General features: G+C 41.7%; 20 protein-coding genes and 1 pseudogene. 1 reads left to right on the forward strand and 20 read right to left on the reverse strand.

The genetic code is table 11. From position 1 onward, the window contains the following. Nucleotides 1–7 precede the first annotated feature (7 nt). The 7 genes from ftsA to pbp2b form a co-directional block, all read right to left on the reverse strand. Complete coding sequence (gene ftsA / locus B7709_RS01825) at nucleotides 8–1,384, reverse strand: cell division protein FtsA (protein WP_084971190.1); 1,377 nt, start codon at nucleotides 1,382–1,384, stop codon at nucleotides 8–10. Nucleotides 1,385–1,620: 236 nt separating this feature from the next. Continuing rightward, on the reverse strand, nucleotides 1,621–2,325 hold the full coding sequence (locus B7709_RS01830) for a YwaF family protein (RefSeq protein ID WP_084971192.1): 705 nt from the start codon (nucleotides 2,323–2,325) through the stop codon (nucleotides 1,621–1,623). A 196-nt stretch (nucleotides 2,326–2,521) separates the two neighbouring features. Next, nucleotides 2,522–3,133: an NUDIX hydrolase N-terminal domain-containing protein gene (locus B7709_RS01835; protein ID WP_084971194.1), complete on the reverse strand. Its 612-nt coding sequence runs from the start codon at nucleotides 3,131–3,133 to the stop codon at nucleotides 2,522–2,524. Further along, nucleotides 3,120–4,493, reverse strand: a complete 1,374-nt coding sequence (locus B7709_RS01840) for a UDP-N-acetylmuramoyl-tripeptide--D-alanyl-D-alanine ligase (protein ID WP_084971196.1) — start codon at nucleotides 4,491–4,493, stop codon at nucleotides 3,120–3,122. The genes B7709_RS01835 and B7709_RS01840 overlap by 14 nt, the downstream gene beginning before the upstream one ends. Nucleotides 4,494–4,577: 84 nt before the next feature. After that, entirely contained in the window at nucleotides 4,578–5,621 is a 1,044-nt protein-coding gene (locus B7709_RS01845; protein ID WP_038805555.1) for a D-alanine--D-alanine ligase, read from the reverse strand. Between the two features lie 174 nt (nucleotides 5,622–5,795). Beyond that, a complete protein-coding gene (gene recR / locus B7709_RS01850) occupies nucleotides 5,796–6,392 on the reverse strand; it encodes a recombination mediator RecR (RefSeq protein ID WP_000966754.1) in 597 nt (198 codons plus the stop codon). A gap of 10 nt (nucleotides 6,393–6,402) precedes the next feature. Then, on the reverse strand, nucleotides 6,403–8,445 hold the full coding sequence (pbp2b, locus tag B7709_RS01855; protein ID WP_084971198.1) for a penicillin-binding protein PBP2B: 2,043 nt from the start codon (nucleotides 8,443–8,445) through the stop codon (nucleotides 6,403–6,405). Nucleotides 8,446–8,701: 256 nt separating this feature from the next. On the opposite strand from pbp2b, the gene B7709_RS01860 reads away from it, so the two are divergent. Then, nucleotides 8,702–9,553 (forward strand): MurR/RpiR family transcriptional regulator, encoded by an 852-nt coding sequence (locus B7709_RS01860; RefSeq protein ID WP_084971201.1) that lies wholly within the window; start codon nucleotides 8,702–8,704, stop codon nucleotides 9,551–9,553. A gap of 290 nt (nucleotides 9,554–9,843) precedes the next feature. On the opposite strand, the gene B7709_RS01865 is transcribed toward B7709_RS01860, so the two are convergent. The 13 genes and pseudogenes from B7709_RS01865 to recG form a co-directional block, all read right to left on the reverse strand. Beyond that, a complete protein-coding gene (locus B7709_RS01865) occupies nucleotides 9,844–10,608 on the reverse strand; it encodes a class I SAM-dependent methyltransferase (protein ID WP_084971203.1) in 765 nt (254 codons plus the stop codon). 167 nt (nucleotides 10,609–10,775) lie between these two features. Continuing rightward, nucleotides 10,776–10,838 (reverse strand): annotated as a pseudogene (locus tag B7709_RS10375) (recombinase family protein); the annotation flags it as partial. Nucleotides 10,839–10,958: 120 nt separating this feature from the next. After that, nucleotides 10,959–11,843: an ROK family protein gene (locus B7709_RS01870; RefSeq protein ID WP_084971205.1), complete on the reverse strand. Its 885-nt coding sequence runs from the start codon at nucleotides 11,841–11,843 to the stop codon at nucleotides 10,959–10,961. Between the two features lie 17 nt (nucleotides 11,844–11,860). After that, a complete protein-coding gene (locus tag B7709_RS01875; protein ID WP_084971207.1) occupies nucleotides 11,861–12,778 on the reverse strand; it encodes a dihydrodipicolinate synthase family protein in 918 nt (305 codons plus the stop codon). A 170-nt stretch (nucleotides 12,779–12,948) separates the two neighbouring features. Beyond that, nucleotides 12,949–13,593, reverse strand: a complete 645-nt coding sequence (locus B7709_RS01880; RefSeq protein WP_084971210.1) for a YesL family protein — start codon at nucleotides 13,591–13,593, stop codon at nucleotides 12,949–12,951. Between the two features lie 20 nt (nucleotides 13,594–13,613). Further along, nucleotides 13,614–14,066, reverse strand: a complete 453-nt coding sequence (locus B7709_RS01885; RefSeq protein WP_084971212.1) for a NanQ anomerase/TabA/YiaL family protein — start codon at nucleotides 14,064–14,066, stop codon at nucleotides 13,614–13,616. Between the two features lie 228 nt (nucleotides 14,067–14,294). Next, nucleotides 14,295–15,134: a carbohydrate ABC transporter permease gene (locus B7709_RS01890; protein WP_001183243.1), complete on the reverse strand. Its 840-nt coding sequence runs from the start codon at nucleotides 15,132–15,134 to the stop codon at nucleotides 14,295–14,297. 15 nt (nucleotides 15,135–15,149) lie between these two features. Next, the gene (locus B7709_RS01895; protein WP_162279145.1) at nucleotides 15,150–16,016 is read right to left on the reverse strand and encodes a carbohydrate ABC transporter permease; all 867 of its coding nucleotides are present in this window, start codon (nucleotides 16,014–16,016) and stop codon (nucleotides 15,150–15,152) included. A 219-nt stretch (nucleotides 16,017–16,235) separates the two neighbouring features. Further along, nucleotides 16,236–17,564, reverse strand: a complete 1,329-nt coding sequence (locus tag B7709_RS01900; protein WP_084971215.1) for an ABC transporter substrate-binding protein — start codon at nucleotides 17,562–17,564, stop codon at nucleotides 16,236–16,238. Between the two features lie 115 nt (nucleotides 17,565–17,679). Continuing rightward, nucleotides 17,680–18,378, reverse strand: coding sequence for an N-acetylmannosamine-6-phosphate 2-epimerase (locus tag B7709_RS01905; protein ID WP_084971217.1), 699 nt, complete (start codon nucleotides 18,376–18,378; stop codon nucleotides 17,680–17,682). A 245-nt stretch (nucleotides 18,379–18,623) separates the two neighbouring features. Continuing rightward, nucleotides 18,624–21,914, reverse strand: coding sequence for an SIALI-17 repeat-containing surface protein (locus B7709_RS01910; protein WP_084971219.1), 3,291 nt, complete (start codon nucleotides 21,912–21,914; stop codon nucleotides 18,624–18,626). A 334-nt stretch (nucleotides 21,915–22,248) separates the two neighbouring features. Then, the gene (locus tag B7709_RS01915; protein WP_084971221.1) at nucleotides 22,249–23,229 is read right to left on the reverse strand and encodes an acetylxylan esterase; all 981 of its coding nucleotides are present in this window, start codon (nucleotides 23,227–23,229) and stop codon (nucleotides 22,249–22,251) included. A 468-nt stretch (nucleotides 23,230–23,697) separates the two neighbouring features. After that, complete coding sequence (gene recG, locus B7709_RS01920) at nucleotides 23,698–25,713, reverse strand: ATP-dependent DNA helicase RecG (RefSeq protein ID WP_084971223.1); 2,016 nt, start codon at nucleotides 25,711–25,713, stop codon at nucleotides 23,698–23,700. Between the last annotated feature and the right edge of the window lie 8 nt (nucleotides 25,714–25,721).

Here is a 25,721-nt window from a genome sequence, read left to right on the forward strand (position 1 = left end):
TCCTCTTTTATTCGTCAAACATGCTTCCGATTAAGCTACGGAAACGCTCTGTCAATTTCGGTTTATTTTGAGAATTAACTTGGAACTCATCTTTAGGAGTAGCTGTACTTTCCTGAGCATTTTCAGCTACTGTTGTAGTCGGTTGCGCAGGAGTGGGTTGTGAAATCGGAGCCACATTCTGAGTAGGCATTCCAAAACTAATTGGTTTTTGGCGAAGGAATTCATCTCCTTTAACTGCTTTTTGGGCAAGACGATTTACCTCTGTCAATTTACCTGCAAATTCAGACAAGCTAATCACATGTGCAAAAGCAGGATTACGAATACCAACTTGATTCGGCACATAGAGTTTCACTCGTACCCCAAATACTTCTTGGGCCAATTCAACAATACCTGGCAAGATGGCATTACCACCAATCAAAACAATTCCACCAGGCAACTCCAACAGATGGCGTCTATCCAGTTCTTGTTTTATTTGATCGAAGATATGCTTAATGCGTGCTGAAATAATTTCTGCTAGGTAGCTTTCTGTCACCTCAACAGGCTCGACTTCACCGATTACTTCAACTTGGAAAGTCTCATTCCCTGCCAATGGTACATAAGCTTCACCATAGTTTAATTTGAGGCTTTCCGCAATCCGTTGTGAAGTTTTTAAGACCTTAGAGATATCTTTTGTAACATAATCTCCGCCTTCTTGGTAGATATTCGTAAATTGTAATTCCTGATTGCGGATAGTTGCTACTGTAGTTTGCCCACCACCCATATCAATCACTGTCGCACCAAATTCACGTTCACCTTCATTGAGAACTGAGTTCACAATTGCTAGTGGAGAAATGATGACATTTTCTACCTGAACTCCTACACGTTCAACCGTTTTACGAAGGTTGTGAAGAATGGTGCGAGGTCCTGTGTATAACAAACCACGCATTTCCAAACGGACTCCCATCATTCCACGAGGATCACGAATACCTTGGAAACCATCTACGATAAATTCTTCTGGAATAAAAGTAATGACCTCACGATCAGGCGTCATGCTCTTTGTCAAAGCTGATTTGACAACATTCTCTACGTCTTGATCTGTAATTTCTTTTGTATCTGATGTTACAGGAATCATTCCTTGTGTTGGTTCAACCTGCAAGAGATTTGCTGGAAGCCCAACATTAACAGACTTAATAGAAATACCGGCTTTCTCTTCAGCTTGGGAAATTGCTGATTTAATTGCTGAAGCAGCAGCTTCAATATCAACAATAATTCCGTCTTTGACTCCTTTACTTTTGGCATTGCTAACACCAATTACATTTACTTCACCATCTCTAAGTTCAGCAACTAGTACTTTGATGGAGCTAGTTCCAATATCTAAACCTGTAAAAAAACCATCTCTAGTCATTACATCGCGTCCTCTCTGTCTTCCAAGTTTCTCACTTCTATTTTAATAACTATGTTTGGGCATAGCTATTCACAGAATATTATAACACAAAAAATCCAATCGTGCTTAGTTTTTCATAAATTTCCTCAAGGTTTTTTGTAAAAATCCTTTTTACTATTTTCCTAGAATTCACTTCTCGACCTCGCTATTAACAAGAGAGTGATTCTCTGTAGTTGATTAAAAAAGAGAAGGCCTTCTTAAGCTTTCTCTTGAATCATTTTTTCTGCTCTTTGTTGCAAAAAGATCTCCACTACTTTTGCAGTCAAGCTGATAGCAGCTACCAACACACTGGACACGATGATGTAATTCGCCAATAGTCCATGATTCCCCACTAGTGGTGGTTTCGTTAAAAATCCATAATCTCCACCTACAACCAAGTTAACAACACCTATCAAGGCATTTAGAGAAAATGTAATCACTGTCACATTTTTCAAATTGAGCAGGGAAGCTTCATAATTCTTAAACAAGTATAGGAGCGCATTCCCCAAAAGTGCCACGTGCCCGATGATAAAGGACAGGATGGTCACGTGCGGAAACGGATAGGGGTCAAAGAGTGGGTAAGCCAGAGCTGCAGTTGCTCCAAAGGTTCCTAGAAGGGCAAAGTATTGCTTATACTTGGAAGTACCTGGAATCAAGAGCATGACAAACATGGCGATACGGCAATGATAAAAGGGCAAACTTTCTGACAGGGGCATTTGGTTCCCCCAATACCAGCTATACAGAACAATCAGTTGAACAGACTGAAGAATCTGAATAAAACGCTGGTAAGCCACTTTATCGCGAAAACGATAAGAAGCATAGAAAGTAAGTGCCAATAAACATAACAAACCAATGTACCAGTGAAGTTCAAACTGGGGCGGTTCTGATATCTGTGTGGTAAATAATTGTTCCCACAAATTCATATTCTATTCCTCGTTCATCTAGCTAGAGGCGGTAAAAAATTCACTTTCTCCAGCTTTTAAATTTTTTGAAAAAACTTGATTCTATACTAAGCATAGAATACTTGCGTCTTAAATTTGCAATCTATTATATCATTTGTACCGCAGAAATGCACTTTACAGACACCCTTTTTTGATTTGCCAACTTCTCTAGCACAAACTAATCGACATATTGCTCTCTTTGTCCCTGATAAACCTGCCAAAGAATCTCCATCTGCTCCTTGGTGATGCGTTTTTCAGATAAGACTGGCAATTGGTCAATGGCAAAAAATTGAAGTTCAGAAATCTCTTGATTCTCTTGAAATTGTCCATCAAGAAGCTTACATTCAAAGACAAACTTTGCATATTGTTTGCTCTGTAGTTGGAAACGATTGGTATCAAAAACTGCAAGTAACCTTTCAACTTTTGCTGTAAAACCGGTTTCTTCTTCAATTTCCTTAAGAATATTTTCGGTTGGAGAATATCCGACTTCACCAAATCCACCTGGCAAGGCCCAACTATCCTCTCCTTTTCCTCTAACTAAACAGACTTTTTCATCCTCAACAATCCAAGCACGGACATCCATTAGAGGAGTTGAATAAGTGGAAGTCGGTTTCATAACTTCTGCCACTTCTTCTGCATCTATGTCTAATCCCTGATTCAACATTTCAGATAACAGGCTTCGCAAGTCCTCGTAGCGCTCGCGGTCAAAAGGATCTTTTGTAAAGGTTAATCCAGTATCCGTAATGGCTAGCATTCTTTGCAGATACTTGGTAAAATCACTTGCATTCATTTTCTAAACTTTCTACCAACTTGGCTAGATTCATGGAGTTAGAGCCTTTGAGCAAAATTTGGTCATTGGCACCGAGGCTTTCCTTAACCTGCTTGACTAGGTCTTCAAATTGATCCTTGTCAGCTGTTTTCTTAAAGTAGAAAACGTGACCGATTGGAAACATTTGACTAGCAAGTTGGGCCAATTCAGCGATGTCTTCTCCATAGAAGATAACGGTATCCAGTACATCTGGGAAAAGGCTCAAAATCATCTGGTTATGGAGTTGAACAGATTGGTCACCAAGTTCTTTCATATCTGCTAGTACAGCAATTTTCTTGCCACCTTCATTGGCTGGAATAGCCGAAAAAGTCTCCAAAATCAACTTCATCGCTGTTGGATTGGCATTGTATACATCTGACAGGATGTCTGCTCCATTAGCAGCTTTCTTCCACTCGGTACGGTTACGAGTCAATTCAAGATCTTGGAAAGCCTGACGGATCTGCTCCTCTGAAACTCCTTCCTGGAGAGCCACGTAAGCAGCTATCATGGCATTGGTGGCATTGTACTTACCAGTTACTGGCAAATCAAGGGCTTGATCCAAAAAATTGGCCTTGAAGGTCAGACTGTCCTTGCGCTCAACTAAGTCTGTAATTTCCAACTCTGCTCCTTGACCAAAACGAACTACCTTTTTATCAGTAGGCAAGTAGTCCTCTACAATCGGATCTGCTGGTGCCAAAAGCAAGGAACCAGACGCCATGCCATCAGCAATTTGCATTTTTCCTTTAGCAATTTCAGAACGGTCTTTGAAAAAGGCCAAATGGGCTTCGCCAACCAAGGTCACGATGGCTGTCTTTGGGTGAGCTAATTCAGACAAAAGATGGATATCACCCAAGTGATCCTGCCCCATCTCCAAGACCAACTTTTCTGTTCCTTCAGGCATATGGAGAACTGTATAGGGAAGACCAATCTCATTATTGTAGTTTCCTTGTGTCTTGTAGGTTTTGTAGGTTGTTGACAGTAAATGCGCCAGCATATCCTTGGTCGTTGTCTTGCCGTTTGAACCTGTAACAGCAAAGACATCAACTCCCATTTTTTCAAGATAGTAAGCAGCCAGGGTTTGAAAGGCAGTCAAGACATCGTCTACTAGAATGTAGGGATGGTTTGCAATTTCTTTCTCAGACAGGGTTACAGCAGCGCCATTTTCAAAGGCTGTTTCGATAAAGTCATGACCATCACGCGCCCCTTTGAGGGGCACAAATAAATCCCCTGTCGCAATTAAGCGACTATCAAACTCGGCCTTTTCTAACTTGGTATCCTCAAAAATGCTGATATCATTTTTAGCTCCGACAACTTGAGCCACTTCATAGATTGTTAATTTCATTTCTACTCCTTTAAAAAGGGTTGAAGTCCGAGAACTCTAGTCACCTTGCGGTGATGGTTCTGGCTCCTACCCTCTCTTTCATTTTTATAGCAAATGCGCTTCGCGCTTGTCAAAACTTTCTTTAGCAAGATCAACCAAACGCTCGATTAGTTCTGGGTAGCTGATTCCCATATTGTCCCACAGTAGTGGATACATAGACCACTGGGTGAAACCTGGCATGGTATTGAGCTCGTTTAGGAAAATCTCGCCCTTATCCGTATAGAAGAAATCGCAACGAGAGAGACCGAGGCCACCAATCGCACGGAAGGCTGTTTCAGCATTTTGACGCATAACAGCAACCACGTCATCACTGATTTTAGCTGGAATGTCCATGGTAATCTTGTTGTCGATATACTTGGCATCATAGTCATAGAAGGCAACATCCTTGACCACTTCACCAGGAAGCGTGCTCTTGACATCGTAGTTACCCAAGAGACCAACCTCAATTTCACGCGCATTCACTCCTTGTTCTACCAAGACACGGCTGTCATATCGGAAAGCAAGTTCTAGAGCTTGACGGAGTTCCTCTTGGTTTTCAGATTTAGAAATACCGACACTGGAACCCATGTTTGATGGTTTAGTGAAGACTGGATAAGTCAACTTTTCTTCAACTTCAGCGATTTTAGAAGTTACATCATCCCCTTCGACAATGGCCACATAAGGAACTTGGGTAATCCCAGCAGACTCCAAAACACGCTTAGTAGTGATTTTATCCATAGCAAGACTTGATGACAAGATATCACAACCAACGTATGGCATTTTCAAAACTTCCAAAAACCCTTGAACAGAGCCATCTTCTCCCATCGGACCATGAAGGACTGGAAAGACCACAGCGCCTTCTTCGTAGATGGCACTTGGTGCGATTTTCTTGTCCCAATCAACGGTTGCATTGGTCATAAGACGATCCTCTTGACCTGGAGTCTGGCTAAATTCTTGCGTTTTGATAAAATCACCTGACTGGCTGATAAAGAAAGTCTTGACTGTGAAACGATCGTAGTTGACCGCACGCATGACACTCTCAGCTGAAAGGACAGAGACTTCACGCTCTGCACTACGCCCGCCGTATAAAAGAATAATCGTTTGTTTCATATTGCTTGTCCTAATTCTAATAGAATACTCGTTCTTTAGTATATCATATTTACGTCTTTTTTGAAACTTGAACATGGTACTAGAATTCAAGAAACATAAAAAGAGACCGTTAACATCAAATTCGGTCTCCTTGGTTTTTTACTAAATGAATTGAATTCGTAAATTTGTCCAAACTTACAACTCTGTCCGATTTTCAATGGCTCGTAAGAGTGTGACTTCGTCCGCATACTCGATATCTGCTCCCACGGCTAGGCCTCGTGCTAAACGAGTGACCTTGATACCAGCTGGCTTGAGGAGACGAGAGAGATACATAGAGGTCGCTTCTCCATCTGCTGTCGCATTGGTCGCCACGATCACCTCTGAAACCTCACTATCCATGAGACGGGTCATGAGGCTCTTGAGATTGATATCATCTGGACTGATGCCATTCATAGGAGAAATGAGTCCATGCAAGACATGATAGAGTCCGTGATATTCTTGGATATTTTCCATGGCAGCCACATCGCGACTATCTTCTAACACTAAGATGGTCGTCTGGTCTCGAGTCGGATCCGTACAGATAGAGCAGGGGTCATCATCGGTCAAGCGACCACAGATAGAACAATAGGTTAATTCCCGCTTGGCAGATAGGAGATTTTTAGCAAATTCATTGACATCGTCATCAGACATTCCAATAGTATAGAAGGCTAGGCGGGTAGCCGTTTTAATCCCGATACCCGGAAGCTTTGAATAGCTATCAATCAACTTAGCAATAGGCGTTGGATACAGCATAAATTCCTTTCTAATTCATTGGGTGGTGTTGGTTATAGAGGTTGATAATGTCGCGTGCAATCGAAGGTCCGACACCATTTGTTAGATTGGTGTTATGAGGAAAGACGACTGCGACCGCGATTTGAGGATTATCGGACGGAGCATAAGCAACTGCGTTGGTATTATTGGCCTTTTGACCGCCATTAACATAACTTTCGGCCGTCCCCGTTTTCCCGCTTATGGAAACGGCTGCACCATTTGAGAATGCACGACCGGTTGTCAGAGCGCTCGTTCCATGAGAAACTTGATAGAAACCTTGCTGCAAGATAGCCATATCTGCTTCTGATATATTGATCTTGTTCATTTCCTTGGCGGCTGTCTCCTGAACCAGACTTCCTAGTCCACCTTGATCATTGTTGCCATAAACCCCTTCAACGATGTGGGGAGCCAAACGCACACCATTGTTTGCGATTGTTGCGACATACTGGGCTAACTGCATCGGTGTGTAGTTATCAAACTGACCAAAAGCATTATTTAGATAGTTGGCCAAATCAAACTCTTTTGGTATAAAACCTGTTGATTCATCTGGAAGGTCAATCCCTGTTGAAGCTCCTAGTCCGTATTCTCCAAAGGTTGATCGCAATTTGCCCATTGCTATCTCTAATTGGCTCGTTGCTACCATCATATTGGGTTGGTAAGTCTGTCCCATGATTCCCAGTGCTGTTTGCACCATGTAGGTATTAGAGGAGTACTCTAGTGCTTCCACTGCTGTGATAGGAAAGGATCCGTAGGACAAGGTGTACCATGAATTGATAGGAGAGGAAGCTTGAAAGACTATGGGCTGGTCAAGTAAGGTTTGATTGCCTGACAAGACCCCGTTTTCCCAGCCAGAGCTAATGGTTGCCGCCTTGACAACAGACCCTGGCACAAAGACGTTAGTGACTGTTCCTAGAGAGTCTGAGCTCAGTTTACCTGATTCAACATCATGCTTGATACCTGACATGGCTAGAACTGCACCTGTTTTAGGATTAAGAGCGACTGCATAGACTCCTTCAGAATATTTGGCGCCACCATTACTCAACTCGGAGTTAAAGTAGCTCTTAAGTAGGTCATCTACACCATTCTGGAAAGTTAGGTCAATCGTTAGTTTGATATTGTTTCCTTTGCTTCCTTCTTCGACATTTTCCACACTTTCCATATTTCCGTGTTTGTCGAGATGAACTTCTTTGACAGAGCGTTTACCTTGGAGGACATCTTCATATTGCTTTTCAAGATAAGAAGTTCCCACTCGGTCATTGAGAGAGTATCCTTTCTTGAGATAAGCGTCAACTTCCTCTGCTGGAAGACCTGACTTTTCACTGGAAACGCTACCGACGATAGACGATAGAGAAGTGTCCAGTACTTTTCGGTCCCATGAGGTTGAAATGCTAATACCCGGTAATTCCTTAGATGCAGAAGCCACAAGAGCAACTTGAGTATCATCTAAGGCATCTGTTGAAATAGTTCCAGTCGCGAAATTTCCAACTGCATTGAGCTGACTAAATAGATAGATTTCCTTTTTCTGCTCATCCGTATAGTTAAGCTGACTCACGTTGATACTTTCAACCGCGTTATTGTAGAGGGTCGCTTCTGATAAGCGATTTCCATCTGAATCCAGACGTTTGTCACTTGGCAGAGCCTCGACTGTTTTCTTGTAAATGTCCTGATCAGCCAAGTAATAGTCCGCAATCTGACGGTCTGTGAGTTCAGGGGAGGTGACATTCACATATGTCAGCAGTTTTTTAGCCGTCTCCTTTAACTCTGCTGCCGTCATTTTATTGTTTCGTGTGAAAGAAACAACTTGCTTGACTGTGTTTTCTACCAAGGGTTTTCCTGATGCATCGTAAATTTGTCCACGAGCCGAACTGGTTGTTACCCTTGTCTGGCTGACTGAAGCCAATTTTGTTTCATAGAAATCTTTATTCAGTACCTGCATATATAACAATCGGCCAATAATGGCCATAAACAACAGGATAACAATCGCAAACAGTAAATTAAGCCGAATCGGAATCGAATGGCTATTGAATTTTCTCATACAACTAAGACTCTTTTCTAGAAAAAATTCCGATTTTCACCCGTATTTATCCCTAAAATAACAGAGTAAATAGGTGAAGTTCAGTACTTTTCATTGTACCATATTTTACGAAGAAAGACTTGGAAAAGTCTAAGCAATTTTTGACCTTTAACTGAAAATGCCTTTTTATTTGGTTATCCTATTTTCTATGATATAATGATAGTAATAGTTAGGAAAGCGTCAACTTTTAAGACTTTGACTCATAAAAAGGAGCCTTATGAACAAGCCAGACATCGCAACTATAATTGATCTCCATTTTGAAGAATTAACCGAGCTCGAGCAAGAAATCGCTCGTTATTTCTTGCAGGTAGATACGATTGTGGATGATTTATCATCTCAACAGGTTACTCAAAAACTTCATGTTTCTCAAGCTGCCCTTACTCGTTTTGCAAAAAAATGTGGCTTTACTGGCTATCGAGAATTCGTTTTTCAATACCAGCACCAGGCTAGTAAACAGGACACTCATTCACACAAACACAGTCCTTTGACCAAACGTGTGCTTCGAAGCTACAGCAACCTACGAGAACAAACACAGGATTTGATTGATGAAGCGCAGCTTGAACGTGTAGCTCAGTTAATTGAAAATGCTGAACGGGTCTACTTTTTTGGAACAGGGAGTTCCGGTCTGATTGCCCGTGAGATGAAACTACGTTTTATGCGTCTAGGTGTGGTTTGTGAAGCTTTGACCGATCAGGATGGCTTTGCATGGACAACCAGTATCATGGATGAAAATTGTTTGGTGCTTGGTTTTTCCCTCTCAGGCACTACCCAATCCGTACTAGATAGTTTGTTGGATGCCAAGGAAATGGGCGCCAAGACCATTCTCTTTACCAGCGCTCCAAACAAAAATAGTCAGGCTTATACCGAAACTGTTCTTGTTGCTAGTCACAGTCAATCATCTTACATCCAGCGTATTTCCGCTCAACTTCCTATGCTTTTCTTTATAGATTTGATTTATGCCTACTTTTTGGAAATCAATCGTGAGAGCAAGGAAAAAATTTTTAACAGCTATTGGGAAAATAAAAAACTCAATGGCTATCGTAGACAAAAACACATTAGAAAATCCTAGTTTGGTCCAACCAAACTAGGATTGTTTTATTTTGAAATGATAATAGGCTCATAGATAATCGTTCCTATCTTTCTCTTTGTACCAATGCTTTTTTATCTATGTTTTTCAATTCTTCCATAAATTCTCCTTTCCGTTTTTGAATTTTTGACAACAAAAAAGGAAGTATCGGCTATTTGCTTTTACTTCCTCTCTATCTTTTTTTATTTGTTTTACTTCGACAAACTGAGATTTAGATTTTAAACCTTACAGAAAATCAAACGGGCTATACTCCTGAAGTATGTTCCATAACATTATAGTTTAATGCAGAGTGTAGCGATGTAGTCATTTCCATAACGTGATAATCGATGTCTTTTATCACACGATTCATAAAAATCAATCATAACGAGACCATTCTTCAGTTGTCCTCTAATCTGAGTTTCTAAGGTATGGCTAAATTCATATCCATATTCTGGATTTATCGTTATCTTGCCTTCCTTTTCAAGCTCTCTTGAATTAAAAGGTAGTGAAAACTTTAACAGTAATTCCTCATCAGGTTTGTCCCATACAATATCCGCATCATACATGTATATCCAAGGATTCATAAATCCAACCATTAACAGACCACCCTTTTTCAATACGCGAGCAACTTCTTTATACATGTTTTCTAAATCTTCTATATATACATTTGAAACCGGATTAAAAACAATATCAAAGGTTTCATCTTCAAATGGGAATGGTTTTGTCATATCGCCTTGAACGGTATTGATTTTTAAGCCTTCTCTTTTAGCCACCATCTCATCTCTTTGTAATTGTGATTTAGAAAAATCCATGATGGTGACATCATAACCTTTTATAGCAAAAACTGGACCCTGCTGGCCACCACCACAAGCTAACCCTAATATCTTTTTTCCCTTGGCTTTTTCAAACCATTCTTCCGGAACTTTTTTCCCAACAGTTAAGGCAACAGCAATTGGATGTTTTCTAACTTCTTCTAATTCTTCATGTGTCAATGGCTCAGTATAGTCATTTTTGACATTATTCCATCTATCTTGATTACATTTTATATAATTGTTCATCTGATAATCTCCTGGTAATTTGATACTATTTCTATTTAAGCTGGATGTGCTCCCATTACATTTTTCTCACTGCTACAACTTCTAATTTGTCAATTTTTTCGTCCATCTCATTATATCACTTTTCCACATTTTCCCATTTACTCAAGCTAAATATCAATTAAATGGTTGATAGAATTGCTCTCGCCTTGTAGCTCATCATCTCGCCTTAACCTTTCATACAAGGCGGTTATTTTCTCCTAGTTTCTCACGATTACCTGCTTTGGCTCAAATTTTTCAATAAAAAAGAATTAAGCAAAACATTTTTCACTCAAGTAGTGATTAAGTGTTTTTCTTAATTCTATAGTTCCAAACTAGGATTGTTTTGTTTTGAAATGATAATAGGCTCCCAACATCCCTGCTGTATTTTGGTGATGGGCAAATTCTAATCGTGTTTTTTCAGCTAGGCTTGGCACCAAGGCCACCTTCAATGCTGTGCGGATCTTTGGTTTGAGAATAGCCTCTTGCCCCATGATACCGCCACCGAGAATGACCACTTCCGGATTGGCCACGTAGCAAATATTTGCCAGACCTTTTCCAAGGTAATCTACCATGCGGTCAATGCCAGCCATACAGATCTTGTTTCCTTCGGTAGCTTCCTTGAAAATGCGTCGGCCATTCCACTGATCAACTGGATCACCATGAGCTGCTGCTACATATTCTACCAAAGCTGTCGTTGAAGCCAAGTCTTGGAAAGCTCCATCCTGCATATGCATATAACCGACTTCGCAAGCTGAGTTGCTAAATCCATGAAAGACTTTCCCATCCATAATCAAGCAACCACCGATACCTGTTCCAATGGTCAAGCAAAGTGTCACACTCGCTCCCTTTCCTGAACCAGATACTGCCTCAGCAAGACCTGCGCAGTTGACATCATTTTCAATTTCGCAAGGAATCGCAAAACTCGTCTCAATTTCCTTCTTGAACTGGGTTCCAGCATAGTTGGGAATCTGAGGACCAGCATAGAAGATTTCACCCTTTTCTGGATCGACCATTCCCGCTGAAGAAATGGCAACACCTGCTACTGGGCCTTTTTCTAAATAGCTGGAAACGATATCTTTTGTCTTTTGTAAGATATGAGGACCACCCTTATGCGCCTCAGTTGGCATTTCATGCGATTCAACAAGTTGGCCTTCTTGGTCAATCAAACCATATTTGATGTTGGTTCCACCAATATCAATTGCAACGTAGTGTATCATAAATACCTCCTTATGGATTAGAGGAAGCGCTCCTTGGTTTCACGAATCAATTGCGCTGCTGCTTCTACAACTGGTCGATCTTCTTCAGTCACTGGTGTCAATGGTGAACGAACTGAACCAATGTTAAGTCCTTCATTGATTTTCAAGACTTCTTTGATGACACCGTACATATTTCCATGTGCAGCAGTGAGTTTGCCGATGATTGCGTTGATAGCGTATTGCAATTCACGCGCTGTTTCCAAGTCTTTTTCAGCAATCAACTCATTGAGTTTCAAGAAGAGTTCTGGCATCGCACCATAAGTACCACCGATACCAGCCTTAGCACCCATGAGGCGACCACCTAGGAACTGTTCATCTGGACCATTGAATACGATGTGATCTTCTCCACCAAGGCTGACAAAGGTTTGGATATCTTGAACTGGCATAGAAGAGTTCTTAACACCGATAATACGAGGATTCTTCAACATTTCAGTGTAGAGACTTGGAGTCAAAGCAACACCTGCTAACTGAGGAATATTATAAATTACGTAGTCTGTGTTTGGAGCTGCAGCACTAATGTCATTCCAGTATTTGGCAACTGAATACTCAGGCAAGCGGAAGTAAATAGGTGGAATCGTTGCAATGGCATCTACACCCAAGCTTTCTGCGTGGCGAGCAAGTTCCATACTGTCTTTAGTATTGTTGCAAGCTACGTGAGCGATAATGGTCAATTTACCTTTAGCAACTGCCATGACTTCTTCCAAAATCAACTTGCGGTCCTCTACACTTTGGTAGATACATTCACCAGAAGAACCATTGACATAGAGACCTTGAACTCCCTTATCAATGAAGTATTGAACCAAGGCACGCGTACGCTCTGGACTGACTTCACCTTGATCATCATAACATGCGTAGAAGGCTGGAATGACACCTTCGTATTTTTTCAAATCTGACATAGATTTTCTCCTAAGATTTCTTTTTTCTGCTGAGAGCAGTTCTATTTTTTACAAGTTTAGTATACACCTTGTGAAAATCGCTTTCAATATCTTGTATACACTTAGATTTTAGTTTCTACTTGTATTTTAGAAACTGTAACGATTGAAAGTAGTTTCAGAAACAAGCCATCCTACTGGTATTTGTTGAAGATTTTCTCCATCAAACCTGCTTGGAGAAAGACTAGCAAACCAAAACCAAAGAGGATAAAAGCTGACCCACCCAAAAGGAGAGTAAAGGCGGATAGATAAAGAATCATCACAATGAGAAAGAGAATGGCTAACATGAGGAAGAACCATGGAAAGTTAAAACTTGCCAAGATAAGCCCTTTTTGCAGCACTTCTTTCCAAGACAGATCATAGCGGGCAGCGATGGGATAACTAGCCAACATCACCAGAGTGAGGAAGATGAGAATCCCCAAACAAATAGCTTTCACAATCTGGAAAGGCAAAGCTGTCTGTCCCCAGAAAAGATAGAGATCTAGAAAGCTTAATGACACAATGCCCAACTCTAACAGACCCAACTGAAGTCCCAGTTTCAGATTTTGCTTGAAGGTCCTTATATAAGTTCTAAAGACTGGTACCCGTCTGCTTCTCTTAATCTCGAACATAGTCTCATAGAGGCTGATTTTCGCCACTCCAATCGTCACGATGGGCAAACAAGAGACGACAAAAAGAAGATTGACTGTGACGATATCCAAGACCTTCTCACTGAAACGCATGAGAAAATTATCTGTATCAAATGCTGCTTTGATAAGGCTTACTCCTTTTTGTGCCATGTTTGCTCCTCCTGATTCTTTTAATCAATCAAAATTTTAAAGAGATATTTGCGAACCTTCTCTTCCATACCTGCATAGCCATTTGGCTGGTGCGGTTCTCCTGGGAAGAAAATCGCAAAATTGTGATAACCCAACAAGAGTGGGTAGCGTTCATGACAATGGACAAAACCAATGTCGCTCGCTTCATCGAATGCTACCGCCTCGTCTTTGATACGTGAACCGTAGCTCGAATATTCATGTCCTTCTACCAGCAAATGCAAGTCTGCATAGTTCTTATGGTACTCAAATTGATCATTTTCAGCTTGATTGAGGACATTTTCCTGCACAACTAGAAAGACCTTGTCCCCGTCAATCTCATACTTACCGAGTTCGAAAGAATCCTTACGGTGCTGATAGAGATAGTCGATAGCCTTGTCTAGATTGGGATGGATTCCTTTGTAAAAGGCGATGTTTTTCAAATCGTCAAAAATCATACTGTTTCCTTCGTTTCTGATAGTTAACTAAAATCGTAAATTAAGTTTATAAGTGTCTGACAAAACTTCACGAAGTAACTGTATACTCTCCATTTTGTAGACACTTATAACTCTGTATTCTCTTATACTCAATGAAAATCGAAGAACAAACTAGGAAGCTAACTGCAGGCAATACTTAAGTATGGAAAGGTGATGCTGACCTTGTTTGAACTCGATTTTCGCAGAGTATTATCCCTTAACCGCTCCCATAGTAATCCCTTGAGTAAAGGATTTTTGGAAGACAAGGAAGACGGTTACGATTGGAACAGCTGCAAGAGCGGCACCCGCCATAATTAAACCATAGTTGGTTGCCATTTCGGCTTGCATGGTCGCAACCCCGAGTGAGATAGTCAAGTTCTGACGTGAAGTCAACATTACCAACTGCATGAAGTAGTCATTCCAAGTATTGATGAAGGTAAAGATCGCAAGAGCTGCAAATCCTGGCTTCACAATAGGGAAGGCTACGCTCCAGAAGGTACGAATCTCACCACAACCGTCGATTTTAGCTGATTCAAGCAATTCTGTTGGGATGTTTTCGCTGAATTGTTTCATGAGGAAGACCCCAAATGGCCATCCAATCAAAGGCAAGATAACCGCCCAAAGAGTATCGTGAATTCCCATGAAGTTGACGATACGTACCAATGGTACAAGGACAACCTGTTTTGGAAGAGCCATGGCAGCGATAAAGACTGCAAAGAGGATGCGTTGACCATAGAAACGTTTTTTAGCCAAGACATAACCTGCTAGAGAAGAGGTTGCACACACTAGGAACATGGTTACTAGCGAGATAAATACAGAGTTCCACATCCACTGCATAGCAGGGTTTTGCACCATGAGTTGTTGGAAGTTCTCCATGGTTGGCATTTTAGGGAACCACTGTGGCGGAATCATAATGGTATCAGGCTGTGATTTGAAGGCCCCTGTCAAGATCCAGTAGAATGGAAAGATGAACAGTACGGTCAACAAGAGCAAGATAATCGTTGAAATAACAGTGAAAGCTGTTAAAGGTTTCTTTTGTGTAGGTTGCATAACTGTCTCCTTTCTTTAGTATTCTACGTCGTTTCCGAGGATCTTGAATTGAGCAAAGCTGACAATGGCAATCATCACTGCCAAGAAGACACCGATGGTATTTGCATAGCCGTATTCTGTCAATTGGAAGGCTTTTTCGTAAAGGTAGTACATCAAGGTACTTGTTGAGTAGTTTGGACCACCAGAAGTCAAGAGCTGAATCAAAGCGAAACATTGGAATGAGTTGATGGTTGTGATGATCGCGATGTAAAGAGTTGTTGGAAGAAGGCTAGGCCATTTGATCTTCCAGAACACTTGAAACTCAGTCGCACCGTCAACACGCGCTGCTTCAACAAGTGAGTTGTCAATATTTCCCATGGCAGCGATATAAAGGATAATCGGTTGACCAACAGATGTTGTCAAAAGGATAATCATAATCGCTAGCAAAGCCCAGTTTTTGTCACCCAGCCAAGAAATGTTTTGGCTGATGATGTGGCTTGACTTAAGGACAAAGTTTAGAATTCCTGATAGGGGGTCATAGATCCATTTCCATACAACCGTTACGGCAACACTACCTGTAACCACAGGAAGGAAAAAGACGAAACGATAGAAAGAACGGGCAATCGCATTTTGATGATAGGTTTGAGATGCTACAAAGAGCGAGAAGAGAACCACAATCGGAACAGATCCAATAACCAGAATAACGGTATTAATCAAAGACTTAGTAAAGACAGGGTCTTTAAACATGCGAATGTAGTTGTCCAAGCCCACAAACTCAAATTTAGTCATGGAGTAGTTAAAGAAACTTGTAATGAATCCCATAATCATAGGAGCCAGGACAAAGATGACAAAGAAGAATAACACTGGTGCTAGGAAAGCGTAGGAAATCACTGTTTCCCGCATACGAATTTTATTGACTTTCACAGTCGGCACCTCTCTTTCAAATAGAATAGTTTTTGATTTTCTTGAACTGTTTTAAAACCAAAATGAAATTTTTTAAGATTCGCTTATGTAAGAACTTCATTTTAATTTCGTGACAGTTCCTACCATTTCAAACAAAAGTCCCCCTTTTCTTACACCATAGTGCACAGGGAAAAGGGGGGAATCAATCTGACTTAGTGCTTATTGTTTTGTAGCTTTTTTGATTGTTTCGTTAGCTTTTTCAGTGAAGGCTTTCAAAGCATCCGCTGGTTTTTCGTCACCATTTGATACAGATTGCAACATTGGGAACCAAAGTGTTCTCATTTCAGCAAATCCGTTGATAGTGTTGTAGTATGGTGAGTAGTATTTAGTCCAGCCACTGATTGTTTCCATACGTTTGTCTTCATAAAGTTTGCCAAATGAAGTACGAACTGGGAAGGCACCTGTACGAACTACGTCTTTAGGACCCCATTCTTTGTCATCTGCGATGAATTGAACGAATTTCTTAGCAGCTGCGATTTTCTTATCGTCTTTGTTGTTAAATACTGCAAATCCGTTTACAAGGTATTCAAGAGATGGTTTACCAGAGTCTGATGGGAATGGTACTTCTACTACGTCTACCTTACTTGCTTCCAAGAGTTTCGCTTGGATACCGTTTTGAGCTGGTGCCCAAAGGATTGTGTATGATGTTTGACCGTTGGCAAAGTTTTGGATGTCTGCCCCACCGTCAAATTGTGACCCATTGTTCAACAAACCGTCTTTGATCCAGCTAGCAGCTTTTTCAAGACCTTTGACGAATTTAGGATCGTCAGTTGTATATTTAGTTACTTTTTCATCTGTTACAGAACCGCCGTAAAGGTTTGCAATGAAGGCACGTGTTCCTTGGTCTCCCCCTTGACCAGAACTGAACAATGAACCTGGAGTGTAGCCTTTATCTTTAAGCGCTTTCAAAACTTTTTCAAAGTCATCAGTTGTCCAACCTTCTTTTACAAGGTTTGCAACTCCTGCATCTTCCAACATTTTCTTGTTCATGGCCATGTAGAATGGAGCTGAACTGATTGGATACATGTAAGCTTTGTCACCGGCCTTACTTGCTTGTACGATGTTTTCGTTGTTTACATCTTTGACGAATTCGTCTGTGAAGAGGTCGTTCAACTCAGCCAATTTACCATTTTTACCGTATTGAATGATACGTCCTGGTGCGTCAAAGAGTACGTCTGGTGCTGTTCCAGCTTCGATAGCTGTTGTGATCTTTTCAGGACCTGACTTGAAGTCGATGGTTTCCAATTTCACTTTTACATCTGGATTTGCTTTTTCAAAAGCTTCGATGATTGATTTTTCATAAGTTCCAACACCGTCACCAGTTTTTTCTTGTGTGAAGACTGGGAATGCCCACCAAGTGATTTCTGTTTTTCCGCTATCGCTTCCTGTTTTTCCAGCATCTTTACTTCCACCAGAGTTACCACAAGCAGCAAGGCCAAGAATCGCAGCACCTGCAAGTACTGTACAAGCTAGTTTTCTAAATTTCATTTGTATTCTCCTAATTGATAAGCGTGTCCATATTGGATAGTGAGTAAGCTTCTATTTGTATACGTTTTCATTTCATCCGACGCATCGACCACTCTCCTCTGTTTTTGAGATTGTGTTATTTAAGACCGGCAACAAAGCGTTCCGTAATCTCTTTTGGTCTAGTAATAGCTCCACCAACAACGATGCCTCGCACCCCATATTCAAGGATTTGCTTGGCTTGTTCTGGCGTATGAATTTTCCCTTCAGCGATGACATCCACCCCTGCTTCACAAAGTTTTTTGATTAGTTCAAAGTCTGGACCATCTACTTTTGGACTATAAGAAGTGTAACCTGATAGGGTTGTTCCAACAAAATCAATCCCTGCTTCAACCGCTGCTATTCCTTCTTCAAAAGTGCTAGTATCAGCCATTAAGAGTTGATGTGGATACTTTTCTTTGACTTGTCGGATGAAGTCCTGAATTTCCAAACCGTCGTAACGTTCACGTTTGGTACAATCCAGAGCAATAACCTCAATATCTAGTTCAGCCAATTCATCAACCTCTTTCATCGTAGCTGTAATGAATGGCTCCTGTGGCGGATAGTCACGTTTGATAATCCCGATAATCGGGAGTTTCGTAACCTCCTTGATCTCCCTGATATCACGAACACTGTTTGCTCGGATACCGACTGCTCCACCTTGCTCAGCCGCTTTGACTAGCAAGGGGATAACCCCTCCCGCTTCTGTATAAAGCGGTTCGTGAGGAAGTGCCTGGCAAGAGACAATGATTCCATCTTTGATTTGTTCAATCAAGGCTTCTTTGCTGATCTGTGGCATCCTCTTTCCTCCCTTTCTTGTTCTTATGGGCTTATTATATATCATTTGTTAAGCGCTTTCAATACTTTGTGGTGGAATAGATTTCAGTTTCAAAACTATTTTATAGAACAGACTATCCTGAAAGTAGTTTCAGACTTCTTAGAATTTCTTATTAGTACACCTTGAGTCGAAAGAAAAAGATAGCAGGCTGAAAAACCTACTATCTCCTTCTATTTTTACAAAGCCAAATGATTAAAATTATTCTCTTATTCTTCTCTCTTTTTCCCCATTGTAAACAAACCAAGGAAGAAAGCTGTTAGTCCTAGTGAGGCAAGGAGTCCACTCTCCTTGTTACCCGTATCAGGAAGTGTCTGCTGAGCAAGAGGAGCTTTGTAAGTATAATCTTCTGTAGCAAGAGTCACAAGCGAATTAGCTCCCTTGTATTCTGCGAGTTCATGTACAGCTGCATTGGCTGCATTCACACCACCTTTGTACTCAGGGACTTCATGGACAGTTGCTTCGACAGCATTCACACCGCCTGTAAATTCTGGCTTCTCAACTGTTGGGGCTGCCTCTTCACCCGCTGTACCTAGTGGGCCTGTGTACTCTGGTACTTCATGAACTGCGGCCTCAACGGCATTAACTCCGCCTGCAAATTCTGGCTTCTCAACTGTTGGGGCTGCCTCTTCGCCCGCTGTACCTAGTGGGCCTGTGTACTCTGGTACTTCATGAACTGCTGCCTCAACGGCATTAACTCCGCCTGTAAATTCTGGCTTTTCAACTGTCGGAGCTGGCTCTTCGCCGGATGTCCCCAATGGGCCTGTATATTCTGGCACTTCATGAACAGCAGCTTCACTTCCATTCATTCCATTCGAGAGCTTAGTGCCCTCCACAGAGACTGGTAAATTATGCATACTTTCAATTGCACCTTCTGCCAGACCTGTAACTTTTTGTCCCATATCTTCTGAATCCACTGTAAATAGGAGGGTTTTCGTATCATACTGGGTCATGAAGCGTGCTGTTTTACCATTTGCCAATTGAAGGGTTGGAGCCTTGTTGACCAATACTTCCGAATCAAACTCCATCGCAAGAATACCTGGCCATTTTTCAATCGCGTATTTCACTTTTGCTTCTTTAGGAGAAATCCAATCCTTGGTCAAGAAATCCCAGTTGAATTTCTTGAAGGAAAGTGTATATGGAACACCTCCAGGCGCATGGTGCTCATATAAAAGTCCAAATTCATCTGGCCCAATTTGTTGAAGTGAGTTATACGCATACTCGCCTTTTTGAATCAAATGGTGGTGTAACCAAGTTAACTGGCCATCTTTTTCTACACGTGCCACTCGAATATAGCCATTTTTACGACCTGGACCATTCGCATTTGCCAAGAGAATATACTCTTTACCATTTTGAACCGTATGAGTCGCAGCCATTTGAACATAAACATCTGGTACATCGTAGCGATCAACGTTATTATCCCAAGTTAGACCACCATCATGACTCGTTGCAACCTGTAGATCTCCTGTCAATCCACGCATAAAGAGTTTGAGATCCCCATTGTTTAACTGAACAACTGAAGCCTCGGTATTTTGAGCATAATAATTGTTCATGGTACTTGAATCAACCACTGTGCCATCATAAAGTTTACGATTATCATTGACACCACCACCCATATGCCATGTTTTACCATGGTCGTCAGAGTAGATGATTCGAGATGATTGGGAACCATTGAGGTGGTTGGTACGGTTAGTCGTATAGACAGGAACGACAATCCGACCTTTATGTGGTCCAGTACGAAGGGTAATCCCCACTCCAGGACCTACACCTAAGAATTTCATCCAATCGGCTTTGACCATCGGAGTAATATCTTGAGGCGCTGACCAAGTCTTCCCGTCGTCATCACTGTAGGACATCCATAGATAGCTATCCTTGGCAATCCTAAATGGAGAAGTTTTGTTTGTTGTGAAGTAGATATTGCCTAGTAGCTGGTTCCCCTTGTATAGATCACCTTTATCGCTATAGGATGGTTTAACAGGATCTACAACAACACGGTAGTCTGTCGCCTTGCCATCTGGAGTGTATACGGTACCATTTTCTCGAATGGTATAAGCTCCCTTTTCTCCTTCACGGTAGAGGATTTGATAGGTTTTTCCATCGATTTCTTTGTAGGCTTCTTCTTTTTGCGAAGACATTCCAAAGATTCCCTTCCCTTCTGGGAACATGTCATAAATGGCAAAGATGCGTTTGGTTTCAGGATCTTGAGTCAAGGTCATATCGATATTCACTGGTGAACCGATCGATGGGTCAGAAGCCTTTGGATTGTCACGTAAGTTGGTAATGGTTACTCGGTCTCCCCAAGTTTTACCATTGTCTTCACTACGTCTGATGACCATACCGATATCACCCCAGTCACTCGAATGGAGACGGCGTTCATCTGCACCTGCAATCAAAGTTCCTTTATCTGTCTTGAGAAGAGCTGGAATACGATAACTCTTGATACCATCTTTGTTTGGTTTATTGTTCATTCCGCCTTCAAAGACGTCTTCTTTCTCTGAGATTTTCGCACCTTCTGGAAGTTTCTTCTCCAAATCACCTCTTTCAAATAGTTGACTTCTCGTCTGAACCTCTTCTGGGCTTAAGGCACGATCATAGACGGTTAGATTTCGAACTTGTAGATTGCTTCCCCAAACTGTATTGCTGGCACGCTTGGTTGCTCCGATTTGAGCATGCGTTACATCTGGCATATCTTTGATGAAATGACCAGATTTCAGACTTGTTCGAGATAATACCCCGTTCACGTAGAGGCGCACTCGGCCTTTAGGTAGTTCTGCTGTCGGTTTTTCAACTGTGAAAGTCACTGAATTCCACTGACCAGGACGTACTTGTAAAGGAGCATCCGTATATTTATCATAGAACTGTTCCCCTTTGGCACCGCGCCCTTCAACCAAAGCTACTTGATTGTAGACTGCCATAGTGAAGTACTCATCTTTTTTGGTAGCACTCGACACAGAAAAGAGATTATAGAATGCTGGAGCTTTGGCATCGGGCTTAAACTCCATGTGAACAGTTGCGTTTTCAAGTTTCTTTAGTTTTTCTAATTCATTTGATAAATCAACTCTCTGACTATTTGACGCATTGGTTTCAACATCTTCTTTTTCTAGGACAGGATTGGCATTTTGCAAATCCCTTGAATAATAATCACGAGGAATAGCATTCGAATCTGTTGATTTTTCCTCTTCTTTTAACGTTGTTTCCGTTGCATTTTCTGTCTTTTCTTCTACCTGCTTCTTGAGCTTATCTTGATCAAGTTCAGTCCCAACTACATTCTTATCAGCATCAGATGCATTTGCTACTACAGCTTCTTTGGGCACCTCTTCTGATGATTGGTCTTTGCCTTTTTCCACATTTTCAGTACTTGGCGCTACTACATTTCCCTGTTCTTGGGCTAAAACTGGCGAAACTCCAAATACAACTGTACCAATTAGTACAGAAGCTGTTCCAACTGCAAATTTTCTAATGCCATATCGTCGTTTTCGATCAAAATCCCTATACTTCATTTTTTAACCTTTCATATTCTCTGTAAATAAAGCGCTTTCTTTTTTTCTTAAAATTTTTAGTTCCTCCAACTAAACAAGGAAAAAGAAAGTAACCGACTGAATGAGACCTCCCATTCTTCAAACGTCCACTGCTCTTACTCTCTAAGCAAGCAGCAGAAAGTTTCCTCCTTTCGCATAATACCTTTCCCTCATTATACAATAAACTTTGAACTTTATAGCTAAATTGATATAGAATAGATTTTACTTTCAAGAATAATTTAATATTTTAAATTTACAAAAAGTACTTTCAGGGATTTCGATATAAAAAAAGAGAGCTAGTGCCCTCTCAAAGTTATTATTTTACATAGGAAAAAGGAATCTCACTGCCACAGAGCCAATTGTAGACTTGGTCATTGACAAAGACATTCATGGCTTCGTGGGCATACTCAGGCATGATGCGATAGGCCTTATCGCAGGTCAGACGGTTGTAAATCGCAAACTGGGTAATGGGATAGCAAACATCATCATCCAAGCCCGTAATCATCCTGACCTCTCCTTTGATACGATGGGCAAGATTCTTCACATCGATATAGGCAAGGGTCGCCATGATTTCCTCCTCTGTTTCATGGAAGGGATCGTGAAACTTGAAATAACGGAAGAGTTCGTCATAGGCTTCACTAGTATTGCCAATCTCAAGCACCCGTCTAAAGTCAGACAAGAAGGGATAGATGGCAACTATTCGCTGAATCCGAGGATTGAGCGCTGCTGCAACCAGGGCTAAAGCCCCTCCTTGTGAGGCACCATAGCTAGAAAGTCTTTCCTCATCTACCTGAGGCAGACTAGCAACAATTTCAATCAACTGGTAAATATCCAGATAGACTTCCTTATAAAAGAGCTGGTCTCGACCTTCAACAGCACCACGGATGATATGTCCCTTAACTGTATTTCCTAGTGGAGAGCGCAAGCCATCTTGCGAATAACCCGACTGGCCTCGAACATCCATAGAAACAACACCATAACCAGCCACAGTATAAGCCAGCATGTCAGCCCAATCCCAACCACGTCCCATGTATCCATGGAAATGGAAGATTAGCGGAACCTTCTCCTCAGTCTTTGGAAGGACGATGCGTGCATAGACCTTTCCTTCATTAGTTCCCTCAAAGGTTAGCTCATAGCACTTGACTTGAGGAATATGGAAATCTCTTTCCTCCAACTGATAGGCAGGAAGAGAGGAAACTTTTTTGACCTCTTCATCCCAAAAAGCATCAAAGTCTTCTGGAACCTCATCTCTTCCTTTATAAGTCTTGATTTCTTCTAGCAAAGCTGGATTTTTCATAGTATGCTCCTTTTAATTTGTAATCGCTATCATAACTGTAGCATATCTGGGAAAGCAATGCAAGAAAGAAGGGTAATACTCTTCGAAAATCAAATTCAAACCACGTCAGCTTCGCCTTGGATTATATATGTAACTGACTTCGTCAGTCTTATCTACAACCTCAAAGCAGTGCTTTGAGCAACCTGCGGCTAGCTTCCTAGTTTGCTCTTTGATTTTCATTGAGTATAAATAGATAGAGATTTTAAATTCTCCTCCCTCAAACCTATCGTCTGAAAGTAGTTTTAAAACAAAAAGAGCGTTCCCGCTCTTTGTTAATCAATAGGTGCTAGCTCCTTTCTCTAGTTTGACGGTTTGAAATTTCTTTTGGTAGGTTACTTTAATAGTCATATGAGAGTCCTCGTTTCTTTTTGATGACTCTAGTATAAGACCTAAATCTAAAAGCTAGCTTATAGATTTCTTAGAAAAGGCTTAATCCAGATGTTCTCTCTTTTCTAGATGGAGAGCAATCATGCGCCATTCTGGATCCTCTTGCCAAGCTTCTATCGAACTGATGTAGCTGGCAACCTTTCTGGCTTCTTCTAAAATCGGAAAATCTTCAATGATATCAGCCACTTGGAACTCTGGAAGACCTGACTGTCTAGTTCCAAAAATCTCACCCGAACCGCGCATTTTCAAATCTTCCTCAGCAAGGACAAATCCATTGGTGGTTTCTGTCATGATGCGCATGCGGTCTTTCCCTGACTCGGTCTTAGGATTGGCGACGAGAACAGCATAGGACTGCTTGTCTCCCCGACCGACACGACCTCTGAGCTGGTGAAGCTGGCTGAGACCGAACCGATCGGCATCCATGATGATCATGACGGTCGCACTAGGAACATTAACCCCAACCTCGATAACGGTTGTAGATACTAGAATATCTGTTTTCCGCTCTTTGAAATCCTGCATGATCTGGTCTTTATCGTCACTCTTCATCTTACCATGTAGGAGAGCCACTTCGGCCTTACCTGCAAAATGAGCTGTCAACTCCTCTGATAAGGCAATGGCATTTTTCAGATCCAGAGCTTCTGATTCTTCAATCAAGGGAGAGATGACATAGGCTTGAGAACCTTTTTGGATTTCCCCCTCTAACCAAGTCAGCACCTGAGGTAATTGCTCATGCTTGATCCAACGCGTTACAATGGGTTTCCGACCCGCAGGCATCTGGTCGATAATGGAAACATCCATATCCCCAAAGGCTGTGATGGCCAAAGTTCGTGGAATGGGAGTCGCCGTCATCATGAGGACATCTGGGTTGTCCCCTTTTTCCCGTAAAATACGCCTTTGCCCCACACCAAAACGGTGCTGCTCATCAATGATAATCAAACCAAGACGAGCATAATCCACTCCATCCTGAATCAGAGCATGGGTTCCAATGATAAAGTCGGCCTCACCCTTTGCTATGGTCTCCAAGACTTCTCTTTTTTCTGCAGCTTTCAAGGATCCTGTCAAGAGAGAGAGTTTCAAGTCTGGAAAGAGACTCTGTAGACTTTCAAAGTGTTGCTCTGCTAGGATTTCTGTCGGTACCATGAGAGCAGACTGGTGCCCAGCCGTCACTGCCGCAAACATAGCCAAGCCAGCTACTACTGTTTTTCCGCTTCCCACATCTCCTTGTAAGAGTCGATTCATGTGGTGATCGGATTTCATGTCGGCCAAAATTTCCTGCAAACTCTTTTCCTGAGCTGGGGTCAGGACAAAAGGAAGATTTTCTTTAGCAGCTGTCACCTTTTCCTGAGACCAATTCAGAACCAAACCGCTGCCCTGAACTCTATTTTCAGACTTAAGAGTCTGCAATTGCATTTGAAAATAAAAGAGTTCTTCAAACTTGATACGGCGAAGGGCCTGCTTGTATTCTGCCAAATCCTTAGGAAAATGCATGGCACGAACTGCCTGACAGCGGGACATGAGTTTGTATTTGTCCAGCAAAGACTGGGGAAGATTTTCCTCAATCAAGAGGTCCAGTCCCTGATCAAAAGCTGTCTTAATGACCTTGACCAAACTAGCCTGACTGATTCCTTGAGCCAGACGATAGACAGGCTGGAGGTCATCTTCCACCTGAGCCAGAACCTTCATCCCAGTCAGACTGGCCTTAGCCCGATCCCATTTGCCAAAAACAGCAAGGGTTGCTCCCAACTCTATCTTGTCTGCTAGATAGGGCTGGTTAAAGAAATTCACCGCAAAAACGACCTCTCCCTGCTTAAGGCTAAAACGTAGGCGATTGCGCTTGAAACCATAATACTGTACACTGGCAGGTGTCACGACTTGACCAGACAGGACAGCCTTTTCGCCATCTTCCAGCTCCAGCACCCGCTTGGTTTTGAAGTCTTCGTAACGGAAAGGAAAGTAGAGCAAGAGGTCTTGCAAGTTTTCAATTCCTAGTTTGGCGTATTTCTCGGCTGACTTTGGTCCCACACCAGGCAAGACATGCAAGGGTTGATGTAGATTCATGCTCCACT

This window comes from Streptococcus oralis subsp. dentisani (genome assembly GCF_002096335.1).
GTDB classification, from domain to species: Bacteria; Bacillota; Bacilli; order Lactobacillales; family Streptococcaceae; genus Streptococcus; species Streptococcus oralis_Z.